Origin of the sequence: Enterococcus faecalis, from assembly GCF_029024925.1 — a bacterium.
GTDB lineage: Bacteria > Bacillota > Bacilli > Lactobacillales > Enterococcaceae > Enterococcus > Enterococcus faecalis.
This window is the reverse complement of record NZ_CP118962.1, coordinates 58,532-84,004: the sequence shown is the minus strand read 5'-3', so window position 1 is coordinate 84,004 and position 25,473 is coordinate 58,532. Positions and strand designations below refer to the sequence as shown.

Here is a 25,473-nt window from a genome sequence, read left to right as displayed (position 1 = left end):
ATCCCTCCTAAAGATTAATTGCTTCTCCACCAGTTACGCCATAAACTTGAGCCGTAACATAACTTGCATCATTGGACGCCAAGAAAACATAAACAGGGGCTAATTCAGCAGGCTGACCCGCACGTTCCAGTAAAGAATGTTGCCCAAATTCTGGCAACTCTTCAATTGGTTGTCCATGATCTAACTGTAACGGTGTCCAGATTGGTCCTGGAGCCACGCCATTTACCCGAATACCTTTTGGTGCCAGTTGTTTTGCTAAACCAACGGTAAAGTTGGCAATTGATGCCTTCGTTGCTGCATAATCCAACAAATGCTCACTGGGATTAAAGGCTTGGACGGAAGTCGTTGTCACGATGCTACTTCCGGCAGGTAAGTGAGGCACTGCTGCTTTGACAATGCCAAACATCGCAATAATATTGACATGGAAAGTGTCTATCACTTGTTCCATTGGCAATTCTTCAATAGCAGCACAGGAAATTTGTTGGGCTGCATTTAAAACGAGGGTATCCAAGCCGCCTAAAGATTCACGAGCTTGTGCAACCAATTCTTCAGGTGCCTGTTTATCTCTTAAATCTGCTGGCAAAAGAACGACTTTTCGGCCAGCTTCTCGTATATAGTGCGCCACTTCTTCGGCGTCTTTTTCTTCACCTGGGAAAAAATGTAAGGCGATATCTGCGCCTTCGCGAGCAAAAGCAATCGCCGCAGCTCGTCCAATCCCAGAATCACCGCCTGTAATTAATACCCGACGATTTTCTAATTTGTGATTTCCGACATAGCTGTCTTCCCCACAATCTGGTTTAGGGACCATTTTGTCCTGTAATGCGGGAGTTTCTTGATCTTGTTGCGGAAATCCATCACTATAAAATAACTTTCTTGGGTCTTTTAAGTTTGGTTCTGTCATTAAATCTCCTCCCTTTCTACTATTACCTTAATACAATTTTTTCTTTTTGAAAAATATTTGAGCACATAAAATAAAAAAAAATATTTTTAATACTCATTAAGCGAAATTTTTGGCAAAATTATCTAAAAGCTGATTTTATTTTTCAAAATAGCGTTTAATTGACCTTTTTTATCAACATTTGTTATTGACATATGATGTCCAATTCGCTTAAATAAGAAAGAAGCCCAACAGGCAAAAACAAAAATATTTAGAGATAATTGAGGAGTTACCGCCAATGAGAAATGTTTTACAAGACTACTTAGATGAACATTCCTTTCGAGTCGTTGTAAAAAAGAAGAAAAATTATTTAACTTATGAAGGACTGCAAGATCGTTATGCCTATATTTTAAAAAGTGGCATCATCAAAACTAGCGTTATTTCCAAAGACGGTCGTGAATTTAATTTACGTTATATCAACAATTTGGAAATTGTTTCATTGCTACGTGATGAATATTCAGAATTTATTGATGCACCTTTTAATATTCGCATCGAATCTCCACAAGCAGAACTTTACCAAATCGACCGTGTTCAATTTTGGCGGGATATCAATAATAGTAAAGACTTGCAAATGTATGTCAAAGAATACTATCGGGACCGTTTAATGCATTCCATGAAAAAGATGCAGCAAATGTTGATGAATGGCAAATTTGGGGCCGTTTGTACACAAATCTATGAAATGTACGATTCATTTGGCGTAGAAACAGAGGAAGGTATTTTAATTGATTTCGTGGTGACCAATGAAGAAATTGCACATTTTTGTGGGATAACTTCTGCTAGTAGCGTTAACCGGATGATGCAGCAACTAAAAGAGTTAGGGGCAATTGAACTACGTAACCGCAAAATTTTGATTAAAGATTTAGATATGATTAGAGATAACATTATTGTTTAACATCAGCACCCCCCGCAAGTTTGACCTTGCGGGGGGTGCTTTTTATTTTTCAGTGACAATATTCAATGGAAACTGACCTTTTTCTAAATTAAATGTCCGACCAGCCGTCAGCTGAAGCATTTCTTTTTTCATGCCTTCCGCCAAACGTACATCGCCAAAGCTTTCAATCATATCAATAACGGCGATTACTTCTTTATAATATCTCATTTTGCCAGTGTACAGATAATACGTAAGGTTTTTTAAGTAACGTAAGTTAAAATGAATATAGTAGATTTCAGCAGGAATCGTGGTAACACTCACTAGCGCTAAATATTCCCGAGCTTTCGCATAATTTTTCTTATAAAGTTCCCCAGTAATGATATTTAGGTAAAAACCATAGGCAACATTTAGTGTTTGGGTATCACGTAATTCAGCATCTTTGACAGGAAACATCTGCTCAAGAATCTGAAGGACTTCATTTTCAGAAAACAAGGCGGCAGGATTAGTCACCATTTGATAATCGTAGTATGTATAGTAGCTTTTGCTAGAGATAAGCGCGAGAATTACCATTCGATCGGTTTCATCAAATTCTGGAATTTCCTCCCAATCATTACTAAACGTTAATTTAATATCTGTGTAAATAGACATTTCCAACGCATTTTTATGAGGATTGCGCTCTAATTGATAAAAATAATGAATCAGATTCTTTTTTTCACTTGTATTGTTCAACCCCATTTGACAACATTCAATTTGATGTTTGACTTCTGAAGAAGCCATGATTCTCGTATCAGATACCATAAAAAAAAAATTCATTAAAAGTAATCCCCAATGACTGTAATGCCGTCATTAAATCCTCGTAACTTAGCTTGGCTTCACCAATTTCGATTCTTCGATAGGTTTGTTTCCCCTTTTTTGGCAAAACATCTTTCTGAGCAATTTTTTTCTTTTTTCTAAAATATTTTAGAGCACCTAGAACATCCATAATATCCCCCTTTTATAATAAAAATAATATTAAATATTATTTTTTTATTAACTTAAAGATCCAACAATACCTGTACAAATTAAACAAAATCAGCGAAAACATTAATAAATATTTCAAAATATTCATTTTTATTATTTCCGTAATTATAATATTGTAATATTTTGATAATCATAAAAACTTATATACTTAACTTCCCTTGAAAAAACCAAAAGAAATGTTCTATAATAGAAGTCAATATAGCTAACAGAGAAGGAGGTTTTGCATATGTTTGGTTTTGATATCAGCTTATTCCTTATTACACTATTCCGTTAAACCCACTCTTCACTAACCATTGTACAATCAATTTCACTGAATATCCATTTCATTTTTATTAAATAACATTTTTAATAAAAGTACATATCGTTTATTTTTAGATATTTTATTTAATTATATGAAATATATTTATTTAAACAAATAAATTACATTTAATTAAATCAGAGGGAAACAGATTGTAGCAAGTGAAGAAAAAAAACAGCTCTTGAGAGATATTTTCTCAAGAGCTGTTTTTCTATTTTATTTCAAAAGCGGTTTGCGTTGTGGGGTTATTACTTAATAAGGTGTTTTTATACAGTAAATAGTACGCTGCCGCTGACCAACTAAAGTTTTTCGTACTTAGGCCCTTCCCTGTTAGTGGATCATAATTTTCATGAATAGGTCCTTCTCCCATCAATCCTTCGGCATGTAAGAAGAGTTTTTGTGTCATTTCTTTTGCTTCTTTTGTATAGTCATAGTTTTGAAGAGCTTCTACACCAAACAAGGCTTGATCAAGCCAAACTGGTCCCCGCCAATATTTCGTTGCAGCAAATTTTTCATTGTCTTTGGATGCCGTTGGGAATGGCATAAAGGTATTGAACATTTCTTGATTCATCATGTTTTTCTTAACTTCCGCCGCCTGTTCTTTGGTCGCTACTTTTGCCCAGAGCGGCAACCAGCCTTCTGTTCCTTTGCCACGATTGACTAACAATTTTGTTTTCGAGCCGTCTTCATTTATTTGTAAGTCATAGAAGAAGCCCGTTTTTTCATCAAACATATTTTCTTGAATATATTTTTTTAGTTTCTTCGCTTCTTTTTGATAGTTCTTATAGTCCTCTTTTTTGCCTAGTTCTTCTGCTATCGAAGCTAAATAGCCCTTTTCAGCGTAGAGATACGCATTCAAATCCACTGATTCTTGATTAATCGAATACCCCACTACTTTTCCTTTATTTTTGTTTTCAAAAACTTTAACTCCATCATCGCCTTTGCCCACACCTTCTTTGTCAAACCGTGTAGCGTTATCCATGCCACTTTCCCACGCGGCTGCTTCAATAACAGCATCATCATCCACTTTAGGTTGTCCATTTTTATCTTTAATGATTTGATCCTTGTCGTCTTTTTGCCAGTGAGCATCACTGACCATGCTCCCATATTCTGCTATCCCATTTTTATTGTGGTCTCTGTTGGTATACCACCAATTATGATAAGCCACAAGTTTGGGATACATTTCTTTTAAAAATTCCTTATCTTTGGTTTCTTGATAAATATGCCAAACTGCCCATGCAGCCAATGGTGGTTTAGAATTTCGTTCATTCCAGTTGCCACCTTCACCACCACGCGCACTGTCTTGATTGTAAAAGACAGCATCAATGATCGCTCCTGCATCTTGTGGACGTACGGTATCATCTTTTTGAATTTGATAATCAAACAAGGCCCGCATATTATTTTTAGCTAACTCGGGATTAAAATCAGCCGTTGCTACATCCGCTTTCCACGAATCCCAAGCCCACATACCAATAAACCATTTATAAGACATGGACGGAACAATCCCGTCATGCTTAAAGGCACCTGCCGCACTTCGCCAATTGGTATTAATCGTTTCAATCGATTTGACTAGCGCATTTTGATATTCAGGAAATTCTGCTGTTTTCTTTTGATCAAACGTTTTATCTAGATATCCTTGCCATCTTTGCTTGTTCTCTTTGAAATAGCGCGCCGCATTTTTGGTGTATTCGGGTGCTTGTTGTTGTTCCTTTGCCTCTTCTTCTTTTGTAAAAGTATAGCTTTCTGTCGTATAGGTGTTGTACGTTTGTTTAGGCTTCAATTCAATTGGTTCAGCGGTTGCTGTATAATTCCGATTATCAATTTTTGTTGAAACTTTATCCGCATGATGAATCGTATATTTTGTGTCTTTCGTAGCAAAATAATTCCACGTTTCTCTGACTTCACCAAAATTCACTTGAATGTCATTGTCTTTAGCAGTTAAGCGAGTGCCAATATCTAAGGTTTCCGTTCCCTCTTGAATTTTGTCAAAGACCGCACCTGTCCAGCTTGCTTCAAGTGACAAGGGCTCTTCACCAGTGTTTTCAAGTGTCGTTTGGATAAGCGCCGTTCGATTGCTGACAAAAATTAAAGCTAAATGAATCGTTAGATCGTCTAATTCATAGGTTTGCTCTAGGCGCCCAGGATAATAAGACAGGTCCATGCGGTTGCTTTGGCTTAAATCATAGGTTTCTCCCGTTTTTTTATTTTTGACCGTTAATTTGTTTAAACTTGCCGCCAAGTTTACTGGATATTCTTCCGCAATAATCAATGGCCCCGCAAAACCACCCAGTAGCTCTTTATTGCTTTTTTCAGGTAAATAGTAGCCATGCCATGCACCTAAATCAGAAAAATTATTAAAATAATTGGTATCGTATACGCCATTCGTCCGTTCGGTTGGTGATGCACTCACATCTAAAACATTTGCAAATTCATCAACTTTTGTTCTTTCAACACTTGCTTGCACTTCCCCGCTTAACGCAAAACAGCTGACTACGGTGATTCCTAACGCTAACCAAGTAGACACCCGTTTCTTTTTTGATAAACCCTTCATAAAACCCCTCCTATAAAATGATAGCGCTTTATACACTGATTTATTATCAGCAAGGACTATGCCAAATGGAGTGTATCCCTTTTTATTATTGAAAGATTCAACTTTCTCTAGAAAAAAAGCGACCGTATCGAAGTGTATTGATCAAAAAATAACGAGTGTATCGATAGTGTATTTAGTTTATGCTTGATTCTGTTTTATTTTCGTAGCTTCCACAAATTTTTCAGTAATTTTTTGCGGTCGTGTAATAACAGATCCCACCACCACGCTATAGGCACCTAGCTCCAGAACACGTTGGACTTTTGCTGGCGTATCAATCATTCCTTCTACAATGATTGGTGTAGTAAAATGCTTCTTTGCTTCTCTTAACAGTTCAAAATCATTTTGTTCAATCCGCTGATTTTCACTTTGCGGCGTATAGCCGACTAACGTTGTGCCAATATAATCAAAACCTAACTCCGCCGCTTCAATCATCTCTTCCAGTGTGGAACAATCCGCCATCCATTCTTGGTTAGGATACTTTTCTTTTATTCTTTTGAAAAATGTGGCTAACGTTTCGCCATTTGGTCGTTTCGAATGGGTTGCATCGAGAGCGATAATTTCTGGCTGAACAGCCATTAATTCATCTACCTCACGCATAGTTGCGGTAATATATACTTCTGCGTCAGGATAATCTCGTTTAATAATCCCAATGATTGGTAAATCAACCTCTTTCCGGATTGCTCGAATGTCTACCACAGAATTTGCTCGAATACCTTTAGCCCCTCCTTGTTTAGCGGCCAAAGCCATCTTGGACATGATAAAGGAACTATGCAACGGTTCGTCTGCCAACGCTTGGCAAGAAACAATTAATGCCCCTTTGATTTCTTTATTCAACATTGATCCCTCCAATTTAAAAGCGATTACAAACACAGTATACCTACAACAGCTGAAATATGCCACTCTTCTAAATAAGAACAAACGTTTCACGTGAAACAAAAGAAAGCAAGCGGTTAAGGCTTGCTTTCTTTTGTTTCCATTTAGCATTTCACCTTAAAATATAGCGGATTTGATTATATCATGATACGATAATTCATATCGATAAGAAAGAGGTGATAAAATTGACAGAATACATCTACTTAGCTAGCGAACAACCTTTATCTACAGGCAGTATAACTTTAAACGGACTGAGCAAGCCCACTGGCAATCTATTAAATAAAGAGTTCTTCTTTTTTATAAATGATTTTGAAGGTGATCCACCAGGTAAATTTTCATACAGCAACTATTTAAAAACATTGAATTATCAGGTTTGCTCTATGTGTTCTCTACCGTCAGATAATCAAAATATTGAAACACCCTCAGCAGTCGCTCTTCTTGGCTACATCCGAAATCATTTTAAAAATACCTGCACAACTAAGTTATATATTTTGTCCGCTTTAAATGGTTTTGAAAACAAACCGATATCAAAAACAGTTACTCGCAAACTGTCTGATTTATCTTACAAAGATTTATATTATCAAGAGATGAAACTTTTAAAAATTATTCGTTAATATACTTATAGTGGTCTATCAAAAAAAGAATATTTATTCCGTTACATAAACTTTGAAAAAATGAAAAATAAGACCTTCAACATACTCTATCCTGTTGAAGGCCCTTCTCTCTTATTTAACCCTTTAATTTTTACGACCCTCTAAATAATCATACCCAAAATGTGCATACGCAAATGGCGTTGCAATTCGTCCTCGCGGTGTTCGTTTAATGAAACCTTTTTGAATAAGATAGGGTTCATACATATCTTCCACCGTTTCGGTTTCTTCACCGATATTTACAGACAAGGTACTTAAACCAACTGGACCGCCGCCGTATAAATCAATCATTGTTTTCAACAATTTTTGATCGACATAGTCCAAGCCTTGATGGTCCACTTGCAGTAAGGTTAACGCTTTGTCTGCAATCGCTCGGTCGATTTTGCCATCTGATTGGACTTGGGCAAAATCACGGACACGTTTTAACAAACGATTAGCAATTCGGGGGGTTCCTCTTGAGCGGCGCGCAATTTCAAAGGCACCTTCCTCAAAAATCTCCGTTTGAAAAATATCCGCGGAACGGAGAACGATTTCTTTTAAATCCTGCTCTTGATAATACTCCATGTGAGAAATAATCCCAAAACGATCTCGTAATGGCGCTGAAAGCATCCCTGCCCGTGTGGTAGCGCCCACTAAAGTAAAAGGCGGTAACGGAAAATGAACGGGATGTGCCGTGGTTCCTTGACCGACCATGATATCAATGTAAAAATCTTCCATTGCGGAATACAGCATTTCTTCCACAACTCGCGGCAAACGATGAATTTCATCGATAAATAACACATCACCAGGCTCTAATTCGTTCAAAATAGCGACTAAATCTCCCGCCCGTTCGATGGCTGGTCCACTTGTGGTACGAATGTTCACATTCATTTCATTGGCGATGACCATCGCCATTGTCGTTTTCCCTAAACCTGGCGGACCATAAAGAAGGGTATGATCCAACGCTTCATTCCGATTTTTCGCCGCTTCAATATAAATCGTTAGTTCTTGTTTTACTTTATCTTGACCAATATATTGTGCTAAAAATTGTGGACGTAACGATTTTTCAATTGAAGCTTCTGCTTCTTGACTTGCAGCTGAAAGCAACCGTTCTTCTTCTGTCATCGTTATTCCTCCTTAGCGTTTCATCATGAATTTTAACGCATTGCTCAAATAAACATCTGTCGTTGTCTCACCTAACGCTTCCAATTGCTTAGTGATACGCTTAATCTCTCGGTCACTGTAGCCTAGGGCACTTAATGCTTCTAACGCTTCTGCCAATGCTTGATTGCTTGTTGTCACCGCTTCGGTTGCGGTCATGGCCGCAACCGCTGCTTCGGAAGACTCTAATTCGCCTAATTTTCCTTTTAAATCTAAAATCATTTGTTGGGCTGTTTTCTTGCCAACACCTGGGAACTTCGTTAAATATGTAACATCTTCCCCTTCAATTGCATTGATTAAACCACCATGATCAGCCACAGAAGCCATGATAGCTAAGCCACTTTTAGGTCCAATTCCAGAGACACTGATTAATTTTAAGAACAATTGTTTTTCTTCTAAACTGCCAAAACCAAATAAAAGTTGTGCATCTTCCCGCACGACTTGGTGAAGATATAGTTTAATATCCGTATCCATTTTTCCTGAATAGCGATACGGGTTATCGACTGAAATCTGATAGCCAATGCCATTTGTTTCAACGACAATATAGTATGGGCTAACAAACGTTACTTTTCCAATAATATATTCGTACATGTTGTCACCTTTCCAATTGCTGATTGCGTACATATGTTCCATTTTACTTGATTCATTTATTTTAAGCGATATCTTCATCGTTTGCAAATATTCCTATGAGCAATCTATACTAATAGTCTGAAAACACTCTTTATAAAACAGCTTTCTATTGATGAAGCAAACAATAATTAATAACTAACAGAAGACAGATTAACACGCTCTCCCTAGTAGACAATAATTTTATGTACAACTCAGTCTAATAATTCTATCTAGAAAGCTGTAAAAATTTAGGATTGATATTACTTTCAGACAAAACTAAATCATAATCTTTTGGGTAAACTTTTAAGTGCTGATCTAACGCAACAGATACCCCTGCTTGTAACCTTGCTAAAGCTACTTTATTATCCATCCATGTCAATGCATGAAATAGGGTACCTAAACAGGATATTCCTTTGCCTTTTCTATACTCTGCCTGAGTAATATTTGCTCGGTGATGAAAATTTTCACTATATCTAATAACTGCTTTAGCAGACCGATAGTTATACATTCGTCCACCATGTGCAGCTCTATTCCTATAACTATGACATAAAAAGATAATGTCAGTAAACATATTGGTAATCCCTTCATCCACGATTTCTTTAGGTATTCCTAGAATCATTGCTATAACTTCTTTTTTATTTTCACTTTTTTGTAATTTATAAAAATTAGCCAGGTTTCCAAATGTTGTTCCTTTTAACATAATCCAAGGTGGAACGTTTCCATGATAACCACGATAGTGTTTCATGGGTTCTATATCATCGTAGATAATCTTTTTAAACTTTGTAATTAGCTGATCAACTTTATATCCTTGTCCGTTTTTGTTTTTCTTTCCACTTTGATAATGACGTCTATTCAAATAGTCTATTTGTTGTTCACCTATATTTTTACTGACAACGTAAGAAATAGCTGCTCTTACATACATCTCAACATCACATGTCGCATCAATTACAGATGAAGTTATTGTTTTGTCCATCATAAATAAAGAAAAAATATGATCAAATGTACTGTTTTCTATAAAACATTCTTCTTGATGGTCAGTTATTTTTTGCTTTTTTTCCAAAAGGAAGTCTTTATAGCCATTGATAATCTCATAATAGCCATAAAAAGATAATTTCTTTTTTGCATTTTCTTTATCCGAGAAAACCAATCCTCGAGCTTCCAAAATAGCTAATTGTTCATCTAATGTTTTAAAAGGCTTCATATACTGTTCTCCTATTAATTAGCACAAGAACGTCTATTAGAAAAACTAATAGACGTTCTTGGTTAGCCGCACAGCAGCTCTTCTTTAAGGTTATCTCTATGCTATCATTTGTTTTGTAGCTAGTCAATAGCCCAATTTTCTAAAGAAAAAGCTTTTTATACTAAAAAATACAATACGTTGTATAAAAACAGAAAAAATATTAAGTATATTTCTATACATTGGCCAAAAAATCAAAATGCACACAGCCATAGCGGAGAATTTTTTATCATCGACCTTGGCTACATCTATTTGTTACTTTTCGCTCACTAGGGAATTAAAAAGTGCGTACTGTTTTTTTTGACATGCTTGCGTGATAATAGCGGTAGCTTCAAAAAAATAACCAAAAAGGAGACTACATACATGAAATTAAGTATCTTAGATCAATTAACGGTTCCTAAAAATCAATCAGCAAGCGACACATTACAAGAAGCCAAAGAGCTCGCTCAATTAGCGGAAAAACTTGGTTACACAAGAATTTGGTATGCCGAACATCACGGCTCAGACGCCTTTGCCAGTGCAACGCCAGAAATTTTAGTTGCACATATTGCTAGTGCCACCGAAAAAATTCGTGTTGGCGCGGGTGGCATCATGACCATGCATTATGCGCCATTTAAAGTCGCAGAAACGTTTAAAACGTTAGCAGCTTTATATCCTGATCGAATCGATTTAGGCATGGGCCGCTCGCCTGGCGGCAGCCCTTTAACTACGTTGGCGTTAAATAATGGTCAGCCACCACAGCTAGACCAATTTGATAAATTACCTGAAATTTTACTCTTTTTAAGAGAGGAATTTCCTGAAGATCATTTATATTCTAAAATTTCAGCTGTTCCGCGGGAAGTTCTATTACCACAACCTTGGTTACTAGGTGCTAGCAAAGAAAGCGCACGTTCAGCTGGTGAATATGGCATTAATTTTTCCTTTGCTCAGTTTATTCATGGACATTTGCCCAAAGAAGTATTGTCCGCATATTACAAGCATTTCCGACCAGTAACTGAACAACAAGAGCCGCAAGTGAGCGCTGCGTATTTCACTTTTGCCGCCGACACGAAAGAAGAAGCAGAATACCATGCGACTAGTTTCGAGCATTATATCTTTGCCACCGAACATGGGCTTCCAAATAAATTTTTATCGCCAGAAGAAGCCCTAGCTTTCCCTTACAGTGAAATGGACAAACTGGTTTTAGAACAAAATAAACAACGCTTTGTCATTGGCAGTAGCCAAGAAGTTGCGGAGTTTTTCCACCAACAAGAAGAACTAGGGTTGACAGAAGCAATGCTAATCACCCCAGGTTATGACAAACAAACGCGCTTTCAATCGTTTGAACGCCTAGCAAAAGAATTATTATAGAAAGGAAATGAGAAATGTTAGAGGTTTTAAAAAGAATTAATACGCTTGCACAAAAAGAGCGTGAACAAGGTTTAACATCTGAAGAACAAGCTCTTCGTGTCGATTTGCGACAGGAATATTTGCGGACCATTCGTGAACAATTCAATAAAACATTAATGGGCGTCACTATTTATGATCCTACTGGTGAAGATGTGACCCCAGAAAAATTAAAAGAAGAACAGCAGAAATATTTTGATTAAAAGAGACACAGAACAGTCGATTTGACTATTCTGTGTCTCTTTTTAACTACTCTTCTGTCACATATGTCCACTTATAATCATATTGTGCGCCAGCACCATGGGCAACGACGCCTTTCACTTCTTTACTGCGTAGATGGGCAGTAGCCTTTTGATAAAGTGGTGCTAAAGCGGTCTCTTCACCAATCAATAACTTCTCAGCCTTAACCATGTCTTCCCAACGTTTTTCAGGATCTGAAGCATCTCTTGTAGCTGAAGCCTCAATCAACTCATCGTAGGCTTTACTTGAAAAACGCCCGCGATTATAGTTATTACCAGTAACAAAAAGATCTAAGAAACTACTAGGATCTGCGTAATCCGCAGCCCAACCACCTAAGATTGTCTCAAAATCGCCGCGACTACCTCGATCAATTCGAACTGAAAACGGCACTGGGCTCACTGTTACATCAATGCCCTCTAAAGTATCCTTTAACGTACCTTGAATATATTCCGCTAACTTTTTCGTAGAATCGACATCATCGGCAACAATATCCATTTTGAGTGTTGTTATGCCCAATTCTTTCTTCGCTTTTGCCCAATATTCTTTTGCTTTTTCTGGGCTATATTCAACAATTTTTTTATTTTCATCAGCAAAATCTTTGTCATCTGTCGGCGAATACGACATCCCTTCTGGAATTAAGCCGGTAGCGACTACTGAGCCGTCGCCTAAAATTTTATCTACTAATGCGTTGCGATCAATCGCTGCTGAAATTGCTTTGCGTAAATTCACATTATTATACGGTGAATTTTTATCTCGCTGATTAAATTCCAAATAGCTGGTTCGTGCTTCTTTTTCGATAACCAATTCTGGATCCTTCGCCATTTGCTGGGCCAATTCGCCACTTAAAATAACATCGTCTGCTTGACCATCTTGGAATAAGTTCAAGGCAGTTGGTGCCTCCTTGACGACATCAAAATTGATTTTATCTAATTTGACATTGTCTTTATCCCAATAGTTTTCATTTTTTTCCAAAGTCCAATTGGTATCTGAGCCAGCCCCTTCAAAGTTAGCTAAGACAAACGGACCATTATAGACTGCTTTTTCACTGGAAGCAGCGTAATCTTTGCCATATTTCTCTACGGTTGCTTGATGTTGCGGGAAAAATAGTGGAAAGGCCAGTAAATAATCAAAATATGGTGTTGGTTTTGCCAGTTTAATTTCTAGCTCATAATCCCCGTTTGCTTTAATGCCTAATTCAGAAACTGGTTTCTTACCAGCTACAATATCTGCGCCGTTTTCAATCATTTCTAGAAAATAAGCATACTCAGCGCCAGTCTGAGGATCTGCTGTACGTTGCCAACTAAAAACATAATCGGCAGCTGTGACAGGATCACCATTGGACCATTTTGCTTCTTCTCTTAGTTTCACTGTGTACGTCAGACCATCATCACTGACTTGCACTTTTTCTTTAGCCCCTGCTGGTTGCGGCTTGCTTTTATCATCTAAACGATAAATTCCTTCATACGCATTATTCAGTGCCGTAAAACTAATTGTATCTGTTCCTAAAGATAAATCTGCAGAAGGCATTTCTTGTTGAACTACTACTTTAAATTCTTGTTTAGCGGCAGTTTTCTCTGATCCGCCCTTTGCTTTTTCGGCGCCAGCTCCCCCATCACCACCACAAGCAGCTAAAACTAACAGCGTTGTTAAACTTAACCCGATAAGTCCTTTTATACGTTTACTTTTCATGCCTTTCTCCCTTCACAGAAAAAACTCTTCATTTTTTAATTTTTAGAATATTCTTATAATACTAAAATTAAAAAAAAATGGCAAGCATTAAAATAAAAAAAGAACCAATCCCGAAGGACGGTTCTTAAAAAATGACTAACTAGCTTTGTTACGTCGTTTATAAATATACCAGCCAGAAGAAGAAAGTCCAACGAACAGTAAACCATATAATGCAAGCGTTTCTGTTTCTGTACCCGTTTTAGGTAAAAAGCCGCCATACTTTTTCTTCTCTGTTACGGATGGATTGCTCTGTCTTGCTCCCGCTTGGTTTTGTTTATTGGTTGCTACTGGTGTTTCTGGTGTTGGTTTCGGGTCTGGTTTTGGATCTGGTTTTGGATCTGGTTTTGGCGTCTCTCCTCCACCGATTAACTCTTTGTAAGCTTCTTCCGAAATAGAAACAATTCGTTCGCCTGGGAATGGTTCTTTATATTGTGCTAAATCAATCGTCGTTGCTGCACGATACAACCGCAAGCTGGTTGCACTTTTCAAGTATTCAATTAAGACAGCATCTAGTGAAATCCCTTCTTCTCGTTCACCACCTAGCATATCGTAACCATCACCACCAGCAGCTAAGAAATCATTGGTAGCCATCCGGTATTGTTTCTTCTCATCCAATGGTTCAAACTTTTGTGTTTGCCGATTTTTAATTTCTATTCCTAATACGCGACTACCGACAATCGTTTGTCCTGTTTCATTGCCTTCGTCACTAGCCAAGCGAGTACCTGGTTTTGTGGAATCATAGTGGATACGAATGGAGCTTGAAACATGTAGGAAACCACCATTTGCGCCAAGTTTTGGTTGGCCAGCATCATCTAGTAAAATTGTGCCATTCTCATCTTTTTGTGGAATCGAACGAACAGACATTTCAAACATTTCTTTAACTTGAGCGCCGGTTACTTGAATTTGCGCAATGCTATTGCCAAAAGGTAACACAGCAATGACATCCCCAACTTTAATTGGCCCTTGTTTAATATCAGCGCGAATGCCGCCACCATTAGTTACTGCAAAATCAGCAGGTTGACTAAACGCGTCTTGGCCATATGACATAATCGCATCACCAATCAAATTCCCTAAGTTGGTCTCTCGTGTGCGCACATTTTCCCGTTGTCCATCCAATGTGAATGGAATATAATCGACAATTACTTTTTCATTTTCAGCGTTAAAATTCGTTCGTGCTTCATCAACGATGGCTTTAACTGCCGGGTTTTCTGGCAATTCTAGCAACTCTGCTGCTGAAATCAATTTTGCTGTTTTCTTAGTTGGTTCACTCTCTGGTGCTGTGACGATCCCAACATTATTTAAATAATTACCTGTTTGAGCATAGATCACTTTGTCATAACGTTTGCCGCTTTCGACGGCTGTATGCGAATGTCCATCAATCACATTAATATCTAACTCAGGATATGTTTGACTAAGGGTTTCTGCTAGCGTATCACCACGCCAGATATGCGGCGTCGTTTCATCTACGCCTAAATGCCCAGTAACTACGAAAGCTTGAATATCCGCGTACTTCTCTTTAATTTCATTAATCACTGCTTCTACTTCTGGAATCGGGTCTTTAAATGTCACCTTCTCCACGTTTTTCGGGTGTGTTTTCGTTGCTGTTTCTGGGGTCGTCACACCTACAATGGCAAACTTTTTCCCGGCTTTTTCTACGATTGTATACGGATCAAAAACCCGTCCACTGCCATCTTTGTAATACGTATTACTAGATAAAATCGGAAAATTCAGTTGGTCTTTATAACCTAGTGCAATCTCTAAACCAAAATCAAACTCGTGATTTCCCACCGCCATGGCATCATAACCAACTTCATTCATTGCTTTGGCCATATCCGCGCCTTTGGAGAAATTGGAGATTGGTAATCCTTGGAAAACATCCCCTGCATCCACCATCAAGGTTGGGTTTTCTTGGTCTTTAAAGGTTTTTAGACGCGCCATACCTAATTCGCCTTTCCCTGCTTCTAGTCGGCCATGAACGTCATTTGTGTGCATAATGGTATATGCATTATCTAAATCAAAGCCCGCATTACGGACATCTTGTTTCGTAATAGCGGCGGCGTTTGGTGTACGTCCATCAGGAGAAGTCGGAATTTGAAGAGTGCCGTCATTCACTAATTCGATTGCTTTGGCACGCCATTTTTCATCAAAATTTGTCCCAATAATTGACCAATTTCGTTCGATTTCTTGTTCTGGATCAAGCGTTCCTTTTTTCTTAATATAATCAACAATCATTCCTCGTAAGGTTTCTGGATCAGAATTTTTAATAGGTTCCCCTACTTGAATCCCTTGGCTAGCTAAACCGCCGTAACGATAATTATTCATAGCAATCGTATATTCTTTGGCAGGATCCAACGGTTGGCCGTCAATTTTCGCATCTACAATTCGTTCACCCACTGGTTTTGAAATGTCAATCTTGTAGTCCACTCCAGAAATCATGTCATAGTTATATACACGAATGTTTGGATTAAAACTAACGGTCAAATCATCTGGCTGCGTTTGGTTATAGTACGCCCCTTGTTTTTCTAAATACTTCAGTAAGTTTTCACCGTTAATGGGAACACTCACTAAGGTATTCGGGTATTTGTAGATATCAAAAATCGTGGCATAGGAAATCTTCCCCGCAGGTAATTTACTGTCGTATTTAAACAACGCTGCCGCACTTAATTGTGCACCTGTTACTTCTTTTTGAACGTTATTAATTAAAGAAATCATCGCTGTTGGTTGTAATTGTGCTTCGGGAATTCCTTTAATTTCTTGTTTTGGTAAAAAATCAGCTGTTGCTGTGCCGATCTCCTCCTGAATAAACGCTCGCGTTTTTTCATGGTATTCTTTTGTCGCTGCCTTAACTGCTTCATCTGCTGGAACATTCGTTGTTGGTACAATCGTTGCTGTACCTTCTTGCACTTCCCACTTATCGGCATTTTTAGCAACTGAAAGATCAATTTTGACAACTTCTGTCCCCGTATCTTTCGGTCCCCCTACCGGTACAGTTTTTCCATTCGGCGCTGCTCCTTGCTTGGTAAAAGAAAGGTGGTCATGACCTAGAATATACGCATCAATCCCCGCGACATTTTCAATTACTTGGTCGGCACTGGCAGCCAGATCACTATTTTGTTGTCCCGCATGAATCGAAGCAACAATAATATCAGCCTGATCGTTAGTTTTCAACTCAGTAACTGCTTTTTCTGCTTCTTCTTTCAAAGGTAAAAAATTAAGCGAAGTAACACGAGGGCCATCCCACAAAGGAATGTGCGGGATTGTTAAGCCGATAATCCCAACTTTTAAATCTGGCTGCCCATCTTGATTAAGATCAAGTTCCTTCGTGGTAGTCCCTTCAACAAAACGACTACCATCCTTATTGTAGGTATTCGCAGACAAGATTGGAAAAGTGGCTTCTTTTTGAATTTTTTGGATTAACGGTAAACCAAAATTAAACTCATGATTTCCCAAAACCATTGCATCATACTTCATCACATTCATGGCGGTAATCATTGGATGGGTCTTTTCATTCACTAAAGGCGCTTTATTATACAAGTCATCTGTTAAAATAGTGCCTTGAATATTGTCGCCATTATCAATTAAAACGGTGCCTGCTGGGTTTTGTGCCCGGACTTGGTTGACGACTGTACTTACTTGGGACAAACCAACTGGTAGTTCTTTATCATCTTCATAAGACCAATTCCATAATTGACCATGAACATCTGACGTACCTAAAATTGTTATTTTTTGCGGCGTGCTCGTTTCTTCTTTTTCAGCGGTTGACGTTTCTAAATTCGTCGTCTCTGTTGGTGCTGTGGTTTCTTGTGACTGCTTGACACTGTCACTCGTAGCCTGATTTGGTGCTTCTTGCTTGATGTCTGTTGTTTCCTGTGTGATGATTGGTTCTTGTTTTCTACTTGAATCGGTGGTACTTGTTACTGCTTCTGAACTTTGTTGACTCGTTGTTTCTACTGCATATGCCGTACTAGTAACGCTTGGCGCTATCAACGCAACAGCCATTAAAAAATGCATGCCCCACTTCACTTTTTTAAAGCTCAACTTTTTCACAAATTTCCTCCTTGTGTTTCAACCCATTTGCAACAAACAATTGTCAAAGTAACAAACAACAAAAAGAGCCTTCCCCCATCACGCTGCTCTTCTTTTCCTATCATAATATATCCGTTAAATAAAAAACAGTAAATTCCGTTAAAATAAGATGTTTTTCCTGTAAATTGTTTTTATTTTTGGACAATATAGCGGGTTTGTTTGTGAAAAAATAGTAATTTTGACCAAAACACGAACTTTATAAAAAAGAAAGTCTTTTTATATTGGAAAAGCGGAACAAAAACTATTTTTTTGAAAAAAATAACTAAAAATACCGAATAAACAGCATTGGTCTAGTCCTTGAATACCTCTAAACAAATATTAGCAGCAATTGGTCTAGTCTTTAAGAAGGAGGAAAAAGAACGCTCTTTTGCTTAAGCAAAAGAGCGTTCTTTTTTATTTGAGGTTAATCCTTCATATAAGGTAACTTTTTAGCATAGCCTTCTTTATTCACTTGACGTGCCCGGGCAATCGCCAAATCTTCTGAAGGGACATCTTCTGTGATGGTTGAACCAGCAGCAGTCACCGCATGATCACCAATCGTGACTGGCGCAACAATGTTCGTTGCAGAGCCAATAAACGCGTGATCACCCACGACTGTTTGGTGTTTATTTTTGCCATCATAATTAACAAAAACAACGCCGCAACCGACATTAATATCTTTGCCTAATGTTGCATCACCAACGTATGTTAAATGGCCCACTTTTGTTCCTTCATCGATTGTTGCATTTTTTACTTCCACGAAGTTACCAATGTGTACGTTTGCCCCCACATCTGCTTTAGGACGTAAATGTGCATACGGACCCACATCGGCCCCCTCGCGAACCACACTTTCTTCAATCACAGACTGTTTAACAACCACTTGATTGCCGATATGACTATCAACGATTTCTGAATGTGCGCCAATCAAGCAATCTTCGCCAATCACTGTTTTTCCTTTGATAGTGACTCCCGCTTCAATGACTGTGTCTGACCCAATTACCACGCCTTCATCAATATATGTTGTATCTGGATCAATAAATGTAACACCATTTCGCATATGCATCTCATTTAAACGACGATGCATAATTTTATTAGCAGTGGATAAAGCAACACGATCATTTACACCCATTGCTTCGTCAAAGTCTGCCATTTGGTAAGCAGCGACAGCTTTGCCTTCTTTTTTCAAAATTTCAATGATATCTGTTAAATAGTATTCCCCTTGTGTGTTGTTTGTATCTGTTTTCGCTAACGCTTCAAACAATGATTCATTATCAAAACAGAAGGTTCCTGTATTAATTTCTTGAACACGTGCTTCTTCTTCACTGGCATCTTTTTGTTCCACGATTCGTTCAACAATGCCCACATGGTCACGAATAATTCGACCATAGCCTGTTGGGTCTTCCGCATGCGCTGTTAAAATAGTCGCACTTGCATTCTTACCTTGATGGTAATCGAATAAGTTTTTCAAGGTTTCCGCAGTTAATAACGGCGTATCCCCTGTAATAACTAATGTTGTTCCTTGTTTACCACCTAATAACTCTTGTGCTTGCATGACTGCATGCCCAGTTCCCAATTGTTCAGCTTGTAAGGCATATTGACTACGTTCGCCTAAATGGCTTTTAATCATTTCCGCCCCGTGTCCAACGATCGTCACGATTTCTGTTGGTTCTGTTTGTTCTACTTGATCTAAAATATGTTCGACCATTGGTTTACCAGCAACTGGATGCAATACTTTATAAAGTTTAGATTTCATGCGTGTTCCTTTACCAGCTGCTAAAATAATTGCGTATCTATTTTCCACGTTTGCCACCTCAAATTAACTAAATTGTTTGATTTTCTTCTAAATCGTCCTCATTATACCTTTTCTAGTTTATCTTACTCTTTTGTCTTTTTCAACAAAATAAGGCATTTAAAAGGTAGACCAATTTATTTTCTCATCTTTTTTTAAAGGAATAAAACAGAAAAAAAGAACCTGAAAATGGAATGGACCATTTTCAGGTTCTTTTTCAAATTATTTCTCTGTGAAATAGTTTCCTGGGACTACGCTAATCGTTTTTGTTTGTGTATCCACATCTTCCACATATAATAGCGAAGTGTAGTCATCGATTGCACGACGGCCATTGAATTTTGACTCAGCAAAAACGGTAATGCCCACAAGTTCTGCTTCAAATTCTTCAATCATACTCTTCATACCATTGACGGTGCCGCCGCCTTTCATGAAGTCATCCACGACTAAAACTTTTGATCCGCGTTTTAAGCTGCGTTTTGAAAGTTCCATTTTTTCGATACGTTCTGAAGACCCTGATACATAGTTCACGCTCACCGTTGAACCTTCAGTAATCTTAGAATCGCGACGAACAATCACAAACGGAACATTTAAGTAATAAGACACAGCTTGCGCAATTGGCACTCCTTTAGTCGCAACGGTCATTACCGCATCAATTTGTTTGCCTAAATATTTAGAAGCAATAATCCGGCCCACTTGTCTTAATAAATTCGGTTCCCCAAGTAAATCTGAAAGATAAACATAACCCCCAGGTAATAAGCGATCTTGTTCTGACAAACGATCACACAAATCCATAATCAACTGCTCCGCTTCCTCATAAGGAATTTCAGGGATAAAGCGGACACCGCCTGCAGCGCCTGGAATCGTTTCTAAAATACCTGTTCCACGTTCTTTAAATGTTTTTTTAACAATTGCTAAATCTTCACTAATGGAAGACTTGGCAGATTGGTATCGGTCAGCAAAATATGTCAAAGAAACCAATGTATGGGGATGATCTAAAAGATATTGGGTCATATCGATTAATCGTTCACTTCTCCGAATTTTCAAATTCGTCACTCCTTTTCATTCTATCGTTCCTTATTATAAGGGGTTTAACCGAAAAATTCGAGGATTTTTTTCAAATAACTGAAAATAGTTCGCCATTTCTTTTAAAAAAAAGAAATAAAGGAGAAAAACTTTCGTTTTTCTCCTTAGTTTCTTTGCATTTTTTGTTTTCGTTGGACCATAACAACCACTCGGCGATAAATATTGACTAATAAGAATAAACCAATAAAAATTAGGGTAATGCTTGCACTCGGTGGTGTTTCCAAATAATACGAGCTAGTCAACCCTGTTAGCATGCCAATCAAGCCCATAAACACACTGATGATGATCACCGTGTTGAAGCCTTTACCAATTCGCATACCTATCGCAGCTGGTAACACCATAATTGCTGAAATTAACAAGGCTCCCGCGATCGGAATCATCACAGCAATCGCCACACCAGTAATTACATTAAAAAGCATCGACATCCAATGAATAGGTAGCCCATCAACATGAGCAGTATCTTCATCAAATGTTAAAACATACATTGGACGTTTAAATAACATAAACAATAGAACTAAAACTACGAATAAAATTGCCAACATAACCACTTGATCCCACGTAATCGTGACGATGGAACCAAATAAATACGATTGAATACTAGCAGCTGAATTGCCTCCTGTTAAATTCATCAAAACTAACGCCAAAGCCAAACCGCCTGACATTAAAATAGCAATCGAAATTTCTGAATAGGTGCTATAAATCATTCGTAAATATTCTAGAATGATTGCAGCCACAATCACGACAATTAAGGTCATTAAATTAGGATTCCAATTAAAAAAGAAGCCTAGAGCCACACCGGCTAATGACACATGTGAAAGGGTATCTGCCATTAAAGATTGTCGGCGAATAACTAGAAAGACGCCGAGCATTGGGGCAATCACTGAGATAAACAGTGCTGCTAAAAAGGCCTTTTGCATAAATGCATAAGAAAGCATTTCTGCCATACGATTCACTCCTTACCGCTAAAATGAACACTACCATTGTAGCGACGTTTAAGCGAATTAATTTTTTAATTCCTGCTTATTTTTTAAATTTTTCCAACATTTCTTTAAGCCGTTCCTTGGCTTTCGTTATTATCGAGCCAGATAACGTTTTATTGGAAAATTTACGTATACGATTCTTCACTCATATGGAAGCAACGCCATTTCGAATCTTCTTTGCGGACAAGACGAATTTGACGATCCACATAGGTTTTGATATCTTCATGATCATGCGTAATCATCAAAATAGCTTTTCCATGTTCATGCGCACTGTGTTGCAACAATTGATAAAATTCGTTTCGCGATTGTTCATCCATACCTGTTGTTGGCTCATCTAAAATAAACAAATCTGGATCAGTCGCAAACACTCGTGCTAAACTAATTCGTTGCTTTTGCCCGCCAGAAAGCTCGCCAATTCGTTTGTGGCGCATTTCCCACATGTCCACTGATTTCAAAGCTTTTTCCACATGAAGATGATCTTTTTTCGTCAACGGTTTGAACCAACGATTTCTGGGAAAACGACCTGAACGTACTAATTCAATGACGGTGCTAGGAAAGCCCGCATTGAAAGAAGCGACTTGTTGTGGAATGTAGCCAATGCTGATTTTTTCACCAGCACTATTTTTTTTAGCGACCGTAATTTTGCCACTTGTTGGTTTTAATAACCCTAAGGTACTTTTGATCAGCGTTGACTTGGCAGCGCCATTTTCTCCTGTTAAAATAACGAATTCCCCTGGATCAACATAATAAGAAACATCTTCTAAAACAGGTTCATCATCATAATAGAAGGTTAAATTTTCGACTTCAATATAATGCATAAGTTGGCTCCTTTCTGTTGCCAGATTAATGAATGCTTTTTTGTAAAGCGGCGAGGTTTTCTTTCATGACAGACACATAGTTCTCGCCTGCTTCTTGTTCTTTTTGAGTTAAACTCTCTAAAGGATTCAATACGGCTAATTCGACGCCTGTCTCATCTGCCAATGTTTTGGCTACTTTTGTAGAAGCCGATGCTTCAAAATAGATCACAGAAACATTGTTTGTTTTAATATATTTTTTTAATTCGGCTAAACGACTTGGCGAAGGTTCTTGGTCTGGAGAAATCCCAGCAATCGGTTCTTGGGTCAAACCATATTGTTTCGCCAAATAGCCAAATGCAGCATGTTGCGTCACAAAGGTCCGATTTTTAGCGCCTGCAAATGCAGCTTGGTATTCCTTATCTAGCGCAGTCAATTTTTCCAAATAAGCAGCGGTATTTTTTTCAAATACGGCTTTTTTCTCAGGATATTTTTTGATAAGCGCATCCCGAATCGCTGTTACTTCTTTTTGCGCTAACACGGGATCTAACCAGACATGCGGATCCAGTTCGTGGGAATGGTTATGGCCTTCATGACCTTCTTCGCCAGATTCTTCCTCTTCTGTTCCTTGCATCAATTGAATGGATTGACTGGCTTCCACGATTGAAACTTTTTTCGTGTCCAAGTTTTCAATAACATTCGGAACCCAAGTTTCTAGCTCTTTACTATTATAAACAAAGACATCCGCATCAGTAATTTTCGCTAAGTCTTTTGCGCTTGGTTCATAATCGTGTGGTTCCGTTCCAGCTGGAATCAACAGCTCAACCTCTCCCTCATCACCAACGACTTGTTTTGCGAAGTCGTACATCGGATAAAAAGTAGTCATTACCGTGAGCTCTTTCTTCTCTTTTGGCGATTGTGTGGTTTGCCCACAGCTAGCTAAAAGAAAAGCACTGATTGCTAAAGTAACGCCGATTATCAAACGGCGGTAGATTTTCGTCATGTTCTGTCCTCTTTTCGATTTACCTATTATAAACCGTAATATTTACGATTTGCCAGGAATAATGTACCAAATGGATCACGGGACGTCAAGGAATAAATTTAAAAAACAACAGAGCGTGGGACAAAAATCACTTTGGGTTTTTGCTCCACGCTCTGTTGTTTTTATTTATTTCAATGTCCGAACCAAATAAACTTCTTCGCAAAAGCCTTTAAGTCCATTATAAATCCGTTGTGCTCGTGTTTTCTTTTCACATAAAGCAAAGACTGTCGGTCCACTGCCGCTCATCAACGCTGCATCAGCGCCGTACTTCAGCATGCGATCCTTGATTTGTTGCACGATCGGATGTCTGGCAATCGTGACACTTTCCAACGCATTGCCGACCGTTTGGGTCATCCCAGTATAATCACCATTTTCAATAGCTATTCTTAGTCCAGCAATATCTGGATGGTGCAATTCATCTACCGCTAAATCATTAAAAACGGTACTAGTGGATACACTAATTCTTGGTTTAACTAACACAATCCAACATTGAGGCATGGTCGGTAATGCTTCAATTTTCTCCCCACGTCCGTTTGCAAAGGCTGTTCCGCCCCTTAAACAATAAGGAACATCCATACCAATTTGGCTGCCAATTTCACAGAGTTCGTCCATCGTCAACCCCAGATTCCACAGCTTGTTCAAGCCTCGTAATGCTGCGGCACAGTCACTGCTACCCCCTGCTAAACCAGCTGCCACGGGGATACGTTTTTCAATATATATTTTAATTCCTTTATGAATATTATAGGTACGCTTTAATAAGTCAACTGCTTGATAGACATGATTCCGTCGATCCACGGGTAAAAAAGAGCTGTCCGTTTCAATACGAATGATGTCTTCTTCTAGATTTTCAAAAGTTAAATGATCGGCTAAATCTACACTTGCAAAAATAGATTCAACTTCATGATAGCCATCCACACGTTTATGCAGAACATCTAACCCAAGATTAATTTTCGCAGGAGCTCGTTCGATTATTTCCATCGGTTCCCTGATTCACCTTCCTTAATCTTTTGTCTACCAACATTTTAATCTTTTAGATTCTATCATATGTCCATGAAGAAGTACACCGAAGATTGCTCTTTCTCTGACGACAGATGGCTGAAATTAAAAAGAGCTTAGGAACGAAGGGCTCTTCCTTCACTCCTAAGCGGACTTTCTAAATTATACGGCTTGACCGATGAATTCGATTTCAACGGTGCGTGTTAAAACATCTGAATAGCTATAAGATACACGTTCAAATGAGTTCTCGTCTGGATCCAAGTCAACAACAAAAACAGATGGATAAGTCTCCGTTAAGATTCCTTTACGTTCTGTTTGGCGCTTTCTTCCAGTCTGAGCAACTAACATAATTTCACTGCCGATACGGCCTTCCAAATCTTTCTTAATTGACGATAACGTTGTTGGCATTGCATTCACCTCGAGAAACATTATATCACTTTTTTTAAAAAATTTCAAGTTTATCATACTAGAAGTCTGTTTGCAACTACTTTTGCTCGACAAACCGGCTGTTTTGTCGAATTTTTATTCATTTTCTAATGTATATTTCATTTTTGCTTTGGCACGATCATAGGCACTTCGGACAGCTGAAAAAGTTCCCCCACGCACTTTAGCGATTTCTTCTAACGTGTAGCCTTTTAAGTATGCGTTTAAAATTTGTTGTTCCAACGAGGAAAGACGTGTCGGAAAAGCTGCCAATTTTTCTTGAATCATTAATTGACCTAATGGGTCGGTAGCCGCTGTCCCTAAATAGTCCACTAACTCTTCACCAGCGCTTTCTAATCGTTGTTCCAGAGAAATAGACAAGGTATCTGTTCGCCGCTTATAGGCGCATTGATGGCGAATTAAGCTATGTACGTGATTTTCAAAATTTCGTTTAAAAAACTTTCCTAATGATGCTTGTTTTTCTGAATCAAATCGTTCTAACGTCCGAAAGAAGACAATTCGTCCTTCTTGAAGCCAGTCTTCAGTATCATAATCTTTTAAATAGTATTTTTTCATGCACTTATAAATCACTGGCTGATATTGCCCATATAAGGCTTGAAATTGTTCTTGGTCTCCTGCTAATGCTTGTTGAATCTGTTCTAACATAAAAAGCCCTCCTTTTCGATAAACGTATCGAATGATTTAGGAGAGCATAGCATGTT

At 38.2% G+C, this 25,473-nt stretch carries 22 protein-coding genes; 4 read left to right on the top strand and 18 right to left on the bottom strand.

Going from position 1 to position 25,473, the window contains the following annotated elements:
* Positions 1–7 precede the first annotated feature (7 nt).
* Positions 8–901, bottom strand: coding sequence for an SDR family oxidoreductase (locus tag PYW42_RS00345; protein ID WP_002359245.1), 894 nt, complete (start codon positions 899–901; stop codon positions 8–10).
* A 274-nt stretch (positions 902–1,175) separates the two neighbouring features.
* Between PYW42_RS00345 and PYW42_RS00340 the strand changes: the two genes are divergently transcribed.
* Positions 1,176–1,829, top strand: a complete 654-nt coding sequence (locus tag PYW42_RS00340; protein WP_002356081.1) for a Crp/Fnr family transcriptional regulator — start codon at positions 1,176–1,178, stop codon at positions 1,827–1,829.
* Between the two features lie 42 nt (positions 1,830–1,871).
* Here the strand turns inward: PYW42_RS00340 and PYW42_RS00335 are convergent, their stop codons facing one another.
* From PYW42_RS00335 to PYW42_RS00325, 4 genes are all read right to left on the bottom strand, one after another.
* Entirely contained in the window at positions 1,872–2,621 is a 750-nt protein-coding gene (locus PYW42_RS00335; RefSeq protein ID WP_002411450.1) for a hypothetical protein, read from the bottom strand.
* The gene (locus PYW42_RS14160; protein ID WP_002389725.1) at positions 2,596–2,790 is read right to left on the bottom strand and encodes a helix-turn-helix domain-containing protein; all 195 of its coding nucleotides are present in this window, start codon (positions 2,788–2,790) and stop codon (positions 2,596–2,598) included. The genes PYW42_RS00335 and PYW42_RS14160 overlap by 26 nt, the downstream gene beginning before the upstream one ends.
* 547 nt (positions 2,791–3,337) lie before the next feature.
* Positions 3,338–5,677: an alpha-glucosidase gene (gene ygjK, locus PYW42_RS00330; protein WP_002389667.1), complete on the bottom strand. Its 2,340-nt coding sequence runs from the start codon at positions 5,675–5,677 to the stop codon at positions 3,338–3,340.
* Between the two features lie 177 nt (positions 5,678–5,854).
* Positions 5,855–6,553, bottom strand: a complete 699-nt coding sequence (locus PYW42_RS00325; RefSeq protein WP_002389655.1) for an N-acetylmannosamine-6-phosphate 2-epimerase — start codon at positions 6,551–6,553, stop codon at positions 5,855–5,857.
* A gap of 212 nt (positions 6,554–6,765) precedes the next feature.
* Here PYW42_RS00325 and PYW42_RS00320 point away from each other — a divergent pair, with 212 nt between their 5' ends.
* The gene (locus PYW42_RS00320) at positions 6,766–7,203 is read left to right on the top strand and encodes a hypothetical protein (protein WP_002388691.1); all 438 of its coding nucleotides are present in this window, start codon (positions 6,766–6,768) and stop codon (positions 7,201–7,203) included.
* Between the two features lie 123 nt (positions 7,204–7,326).
* Here the strand turns inward: PYW42_RS00320 and ruvB are convergent, their stop codons facing one another.
* The 3 genes from ruvB to PYW42_RS00305 all read right to left on the bottom strand — a co-directional run bounded on the left by ruvB (position 7,327) and on the right by PYW42_RS00305 (position 10,189).
* Positions 7,327–8,343: a Holliday junction branch migration DNA helicase RuvB gene (gene ruvB, locus PYW42_RS00315; RefSeq protein WP_002381340.1), complete on the bottom strand. Its 1,017-nt coding sequence runs from the start codon at positions 8,341–8,343 to the stop codon at positions 7,327–7,329.
* Between the two features lie 12 nt (positions 8,344–8,355).
* Positions 8,356–8,970, bottom strand: a complete 615-nt coding sequence (gene ruvA, locus PYW42_RS00310; protein WP_002359241.1) for a Holliday junction branch migration protein RuvA — start codon at positions 8,968–8,970, stop codon at positions 8,356–8,358.
* Positions 8,971–9,214: 244 nt separating this feature from the next.
* Positions 9,215–10,189: an Abi family protein gene (locus PYW42_RS00305; protein ID WP_002363514.1), complete on the bottom strand. Its 975-nt coding sequence runs from the start codon at positions 10,187–10,189 to the stop codon at positions 9,215–9,217.
* A gap of 399 nt (positions 10,190–10,588) precedes the next feature.
* Between PYW42_RS00305 and PYW42_RS00300 the strand changes: the two genes are divergently transcribed.
* Positions 10,589–11,575 carry an LLM class flavin-dependent oxidoreductase gene (locus PYW42_RS00300; protein WP_002389571.1) on the top strand — a complete coding sequence of 329 codons (987 nt, stop codon included), beginning with the start codon at positions 10,589–10,591 and terminating at the stop codon, positions 11,573–11,575.
* Between the two features lie 14 nt (positions 11,576–11,589).
* Positions 11,590–11,814 (top strand): DUF896 domain-containing protein, encoded by a 225-nt coding sequence (locus PYW42_RS00295; RefSeq protein ID WP_002356070.1) that lies wholly within the window; start codon positions 11,590–11,592, stop codon positions 11,812–11,814.
* Between the two features lie 46 nt (positions 11,815–11,860).
* Here PYW42_RS00295 and PYW42_RS00290 read toward each other — a convergent pair whose 3' ends face one another.
* The 10 genes from PYW42_RS00290 to PYW42_RS00245 all read right to left on the bottom strand — a co-directional run bounded on the left by PYW42_RS00290 (position 11,861) and on the right by PYW42_RS00245 (position 25,417).
* The gene (locus tag PYW42_RS00290; protein WP_002361487.1) at positions 11,861–13,540 is read right to left on the bottom strand and encodes a peptide ABC transporter substrate-binding protein; all 1,680 of its coding nucleotides are present in this window, start codon (positions 13,538–13,540) and stop codon (positions 11,861–11,863) included.
* Between the two features lie 135 nt (positions 13,541–13,675).
* Complete coding sequence (locus tag PYW42_RS00285) at positions 13,676–17,626, bottom strand: 5'-nucleotidase C-terminal domain-containing protein (protein ID WP_010816076.1); 3,951 nt, start codon at positions 17,624–17,626, stop codon at positions 13,676–13,678.
* A 442-nt stretch (positions 17,627–18,068) separates the two neighbouring features.
* Complete coding sequence (gene glmU / locus PYW42_RS00280) at positions 18,069–19,445, bottom strand: bifunctional UDP-N-acetylglucosamine diphosphorylase/glucosamine-1-phosphate N-acetyltransferase GlmU (protein WP_002381338.1); 1,377 nt, start codon at positions 19,443–19,445, stop codon at positions 18,069–18,071.
* Positions 19,446–19,655: 210 nt separating this feature from the next.
* Complete coding sequence (purR, locus tag PYW42_RS00275; protein WP_002381336.1) at positions 19,656–20,477, bottom strand: pur operon repressor; 822 nt, start codon at positions 20,475–20,477, stop codon at positions 19,656–19,658.
* A 143-nt stretch (positions 20,478–20,620) separates the two neighbouring features.
* Complete coding sequence (locus PYW42_RS00270; protein ID WP_002383493.1) at positions 20,621–21,460, bottom strand: metal ABC transporter permease; 840 nt, start codon at positions 21,458–21,460, stop codon at positions 20,621–20,623.
* Positions 21,461–21,621: 161 nt separating this feature from the next.
* Positions 21,622–22,314, bottom strand: a complete 693-nt coding sequence (locus PYW42_RS00265; RefSeq protein WP_002356064.1) for a metal ABC transporter ATP-binding protein — start codon at positions 22,312–22,314, stop codon at positions 21,622–21,624.
* A gap of 25 nt (positions 22,315–22,339) precedes the next feature.
* Complete coding sequence (locus tag PYW42_RS00260) at positions 22,340–23,293, bottom strand: metal ABC transporter substrate-binding protein (protein WP_002367576.1); 954 nt, start codon at positions 23,291–23,293, stop codon at positions 22,340–22,342.
* Between the two features lie 165 nt (positions 23,294–23,458).
* Positions 23,459–24,310 (bottom strand): 4-(cytidine 5'-diphospho)-2-C-methyl-D-erythritol kinase, encoded by an 852-nt coding sequence (ispE, locus tag PYW42_RS00255; protein WP_002356061.1) that lies wholly within the window; start codon positions 24,308–24,310, stop codon positions 23,459–23,461.
* A 180-nt stretch (positions 24,311–24,490) separates the two neighbouring features.
* Complete coding sequence (locus tag PYW42_RS00250) at positions 24,491–24,793, bottom strand: Veg family protein (RefSeq protein WP_002383497.1); 303 nt, start codon at positions 24,791–24,793, stop codon at positions 24,491–24,493.
* 57 nt (positions 24,794–24,850) lie between these two features.
* Positions 24,851–25,417 carry a sigma-70 family RNA polymerase sigma factor gene (locus PYW42_RS00245; RefSeq protein WP_002356059.1) on the bottom strand — a complete coding sequence of 189 codons (567 nt, stop codon included), beginning with the start codon at positions 25,415–25,417 and terminating at the stop codon, positions 24,851–24,853.
* Positions 25,418–25,473 lie beyond the last annotated feature (56 nt).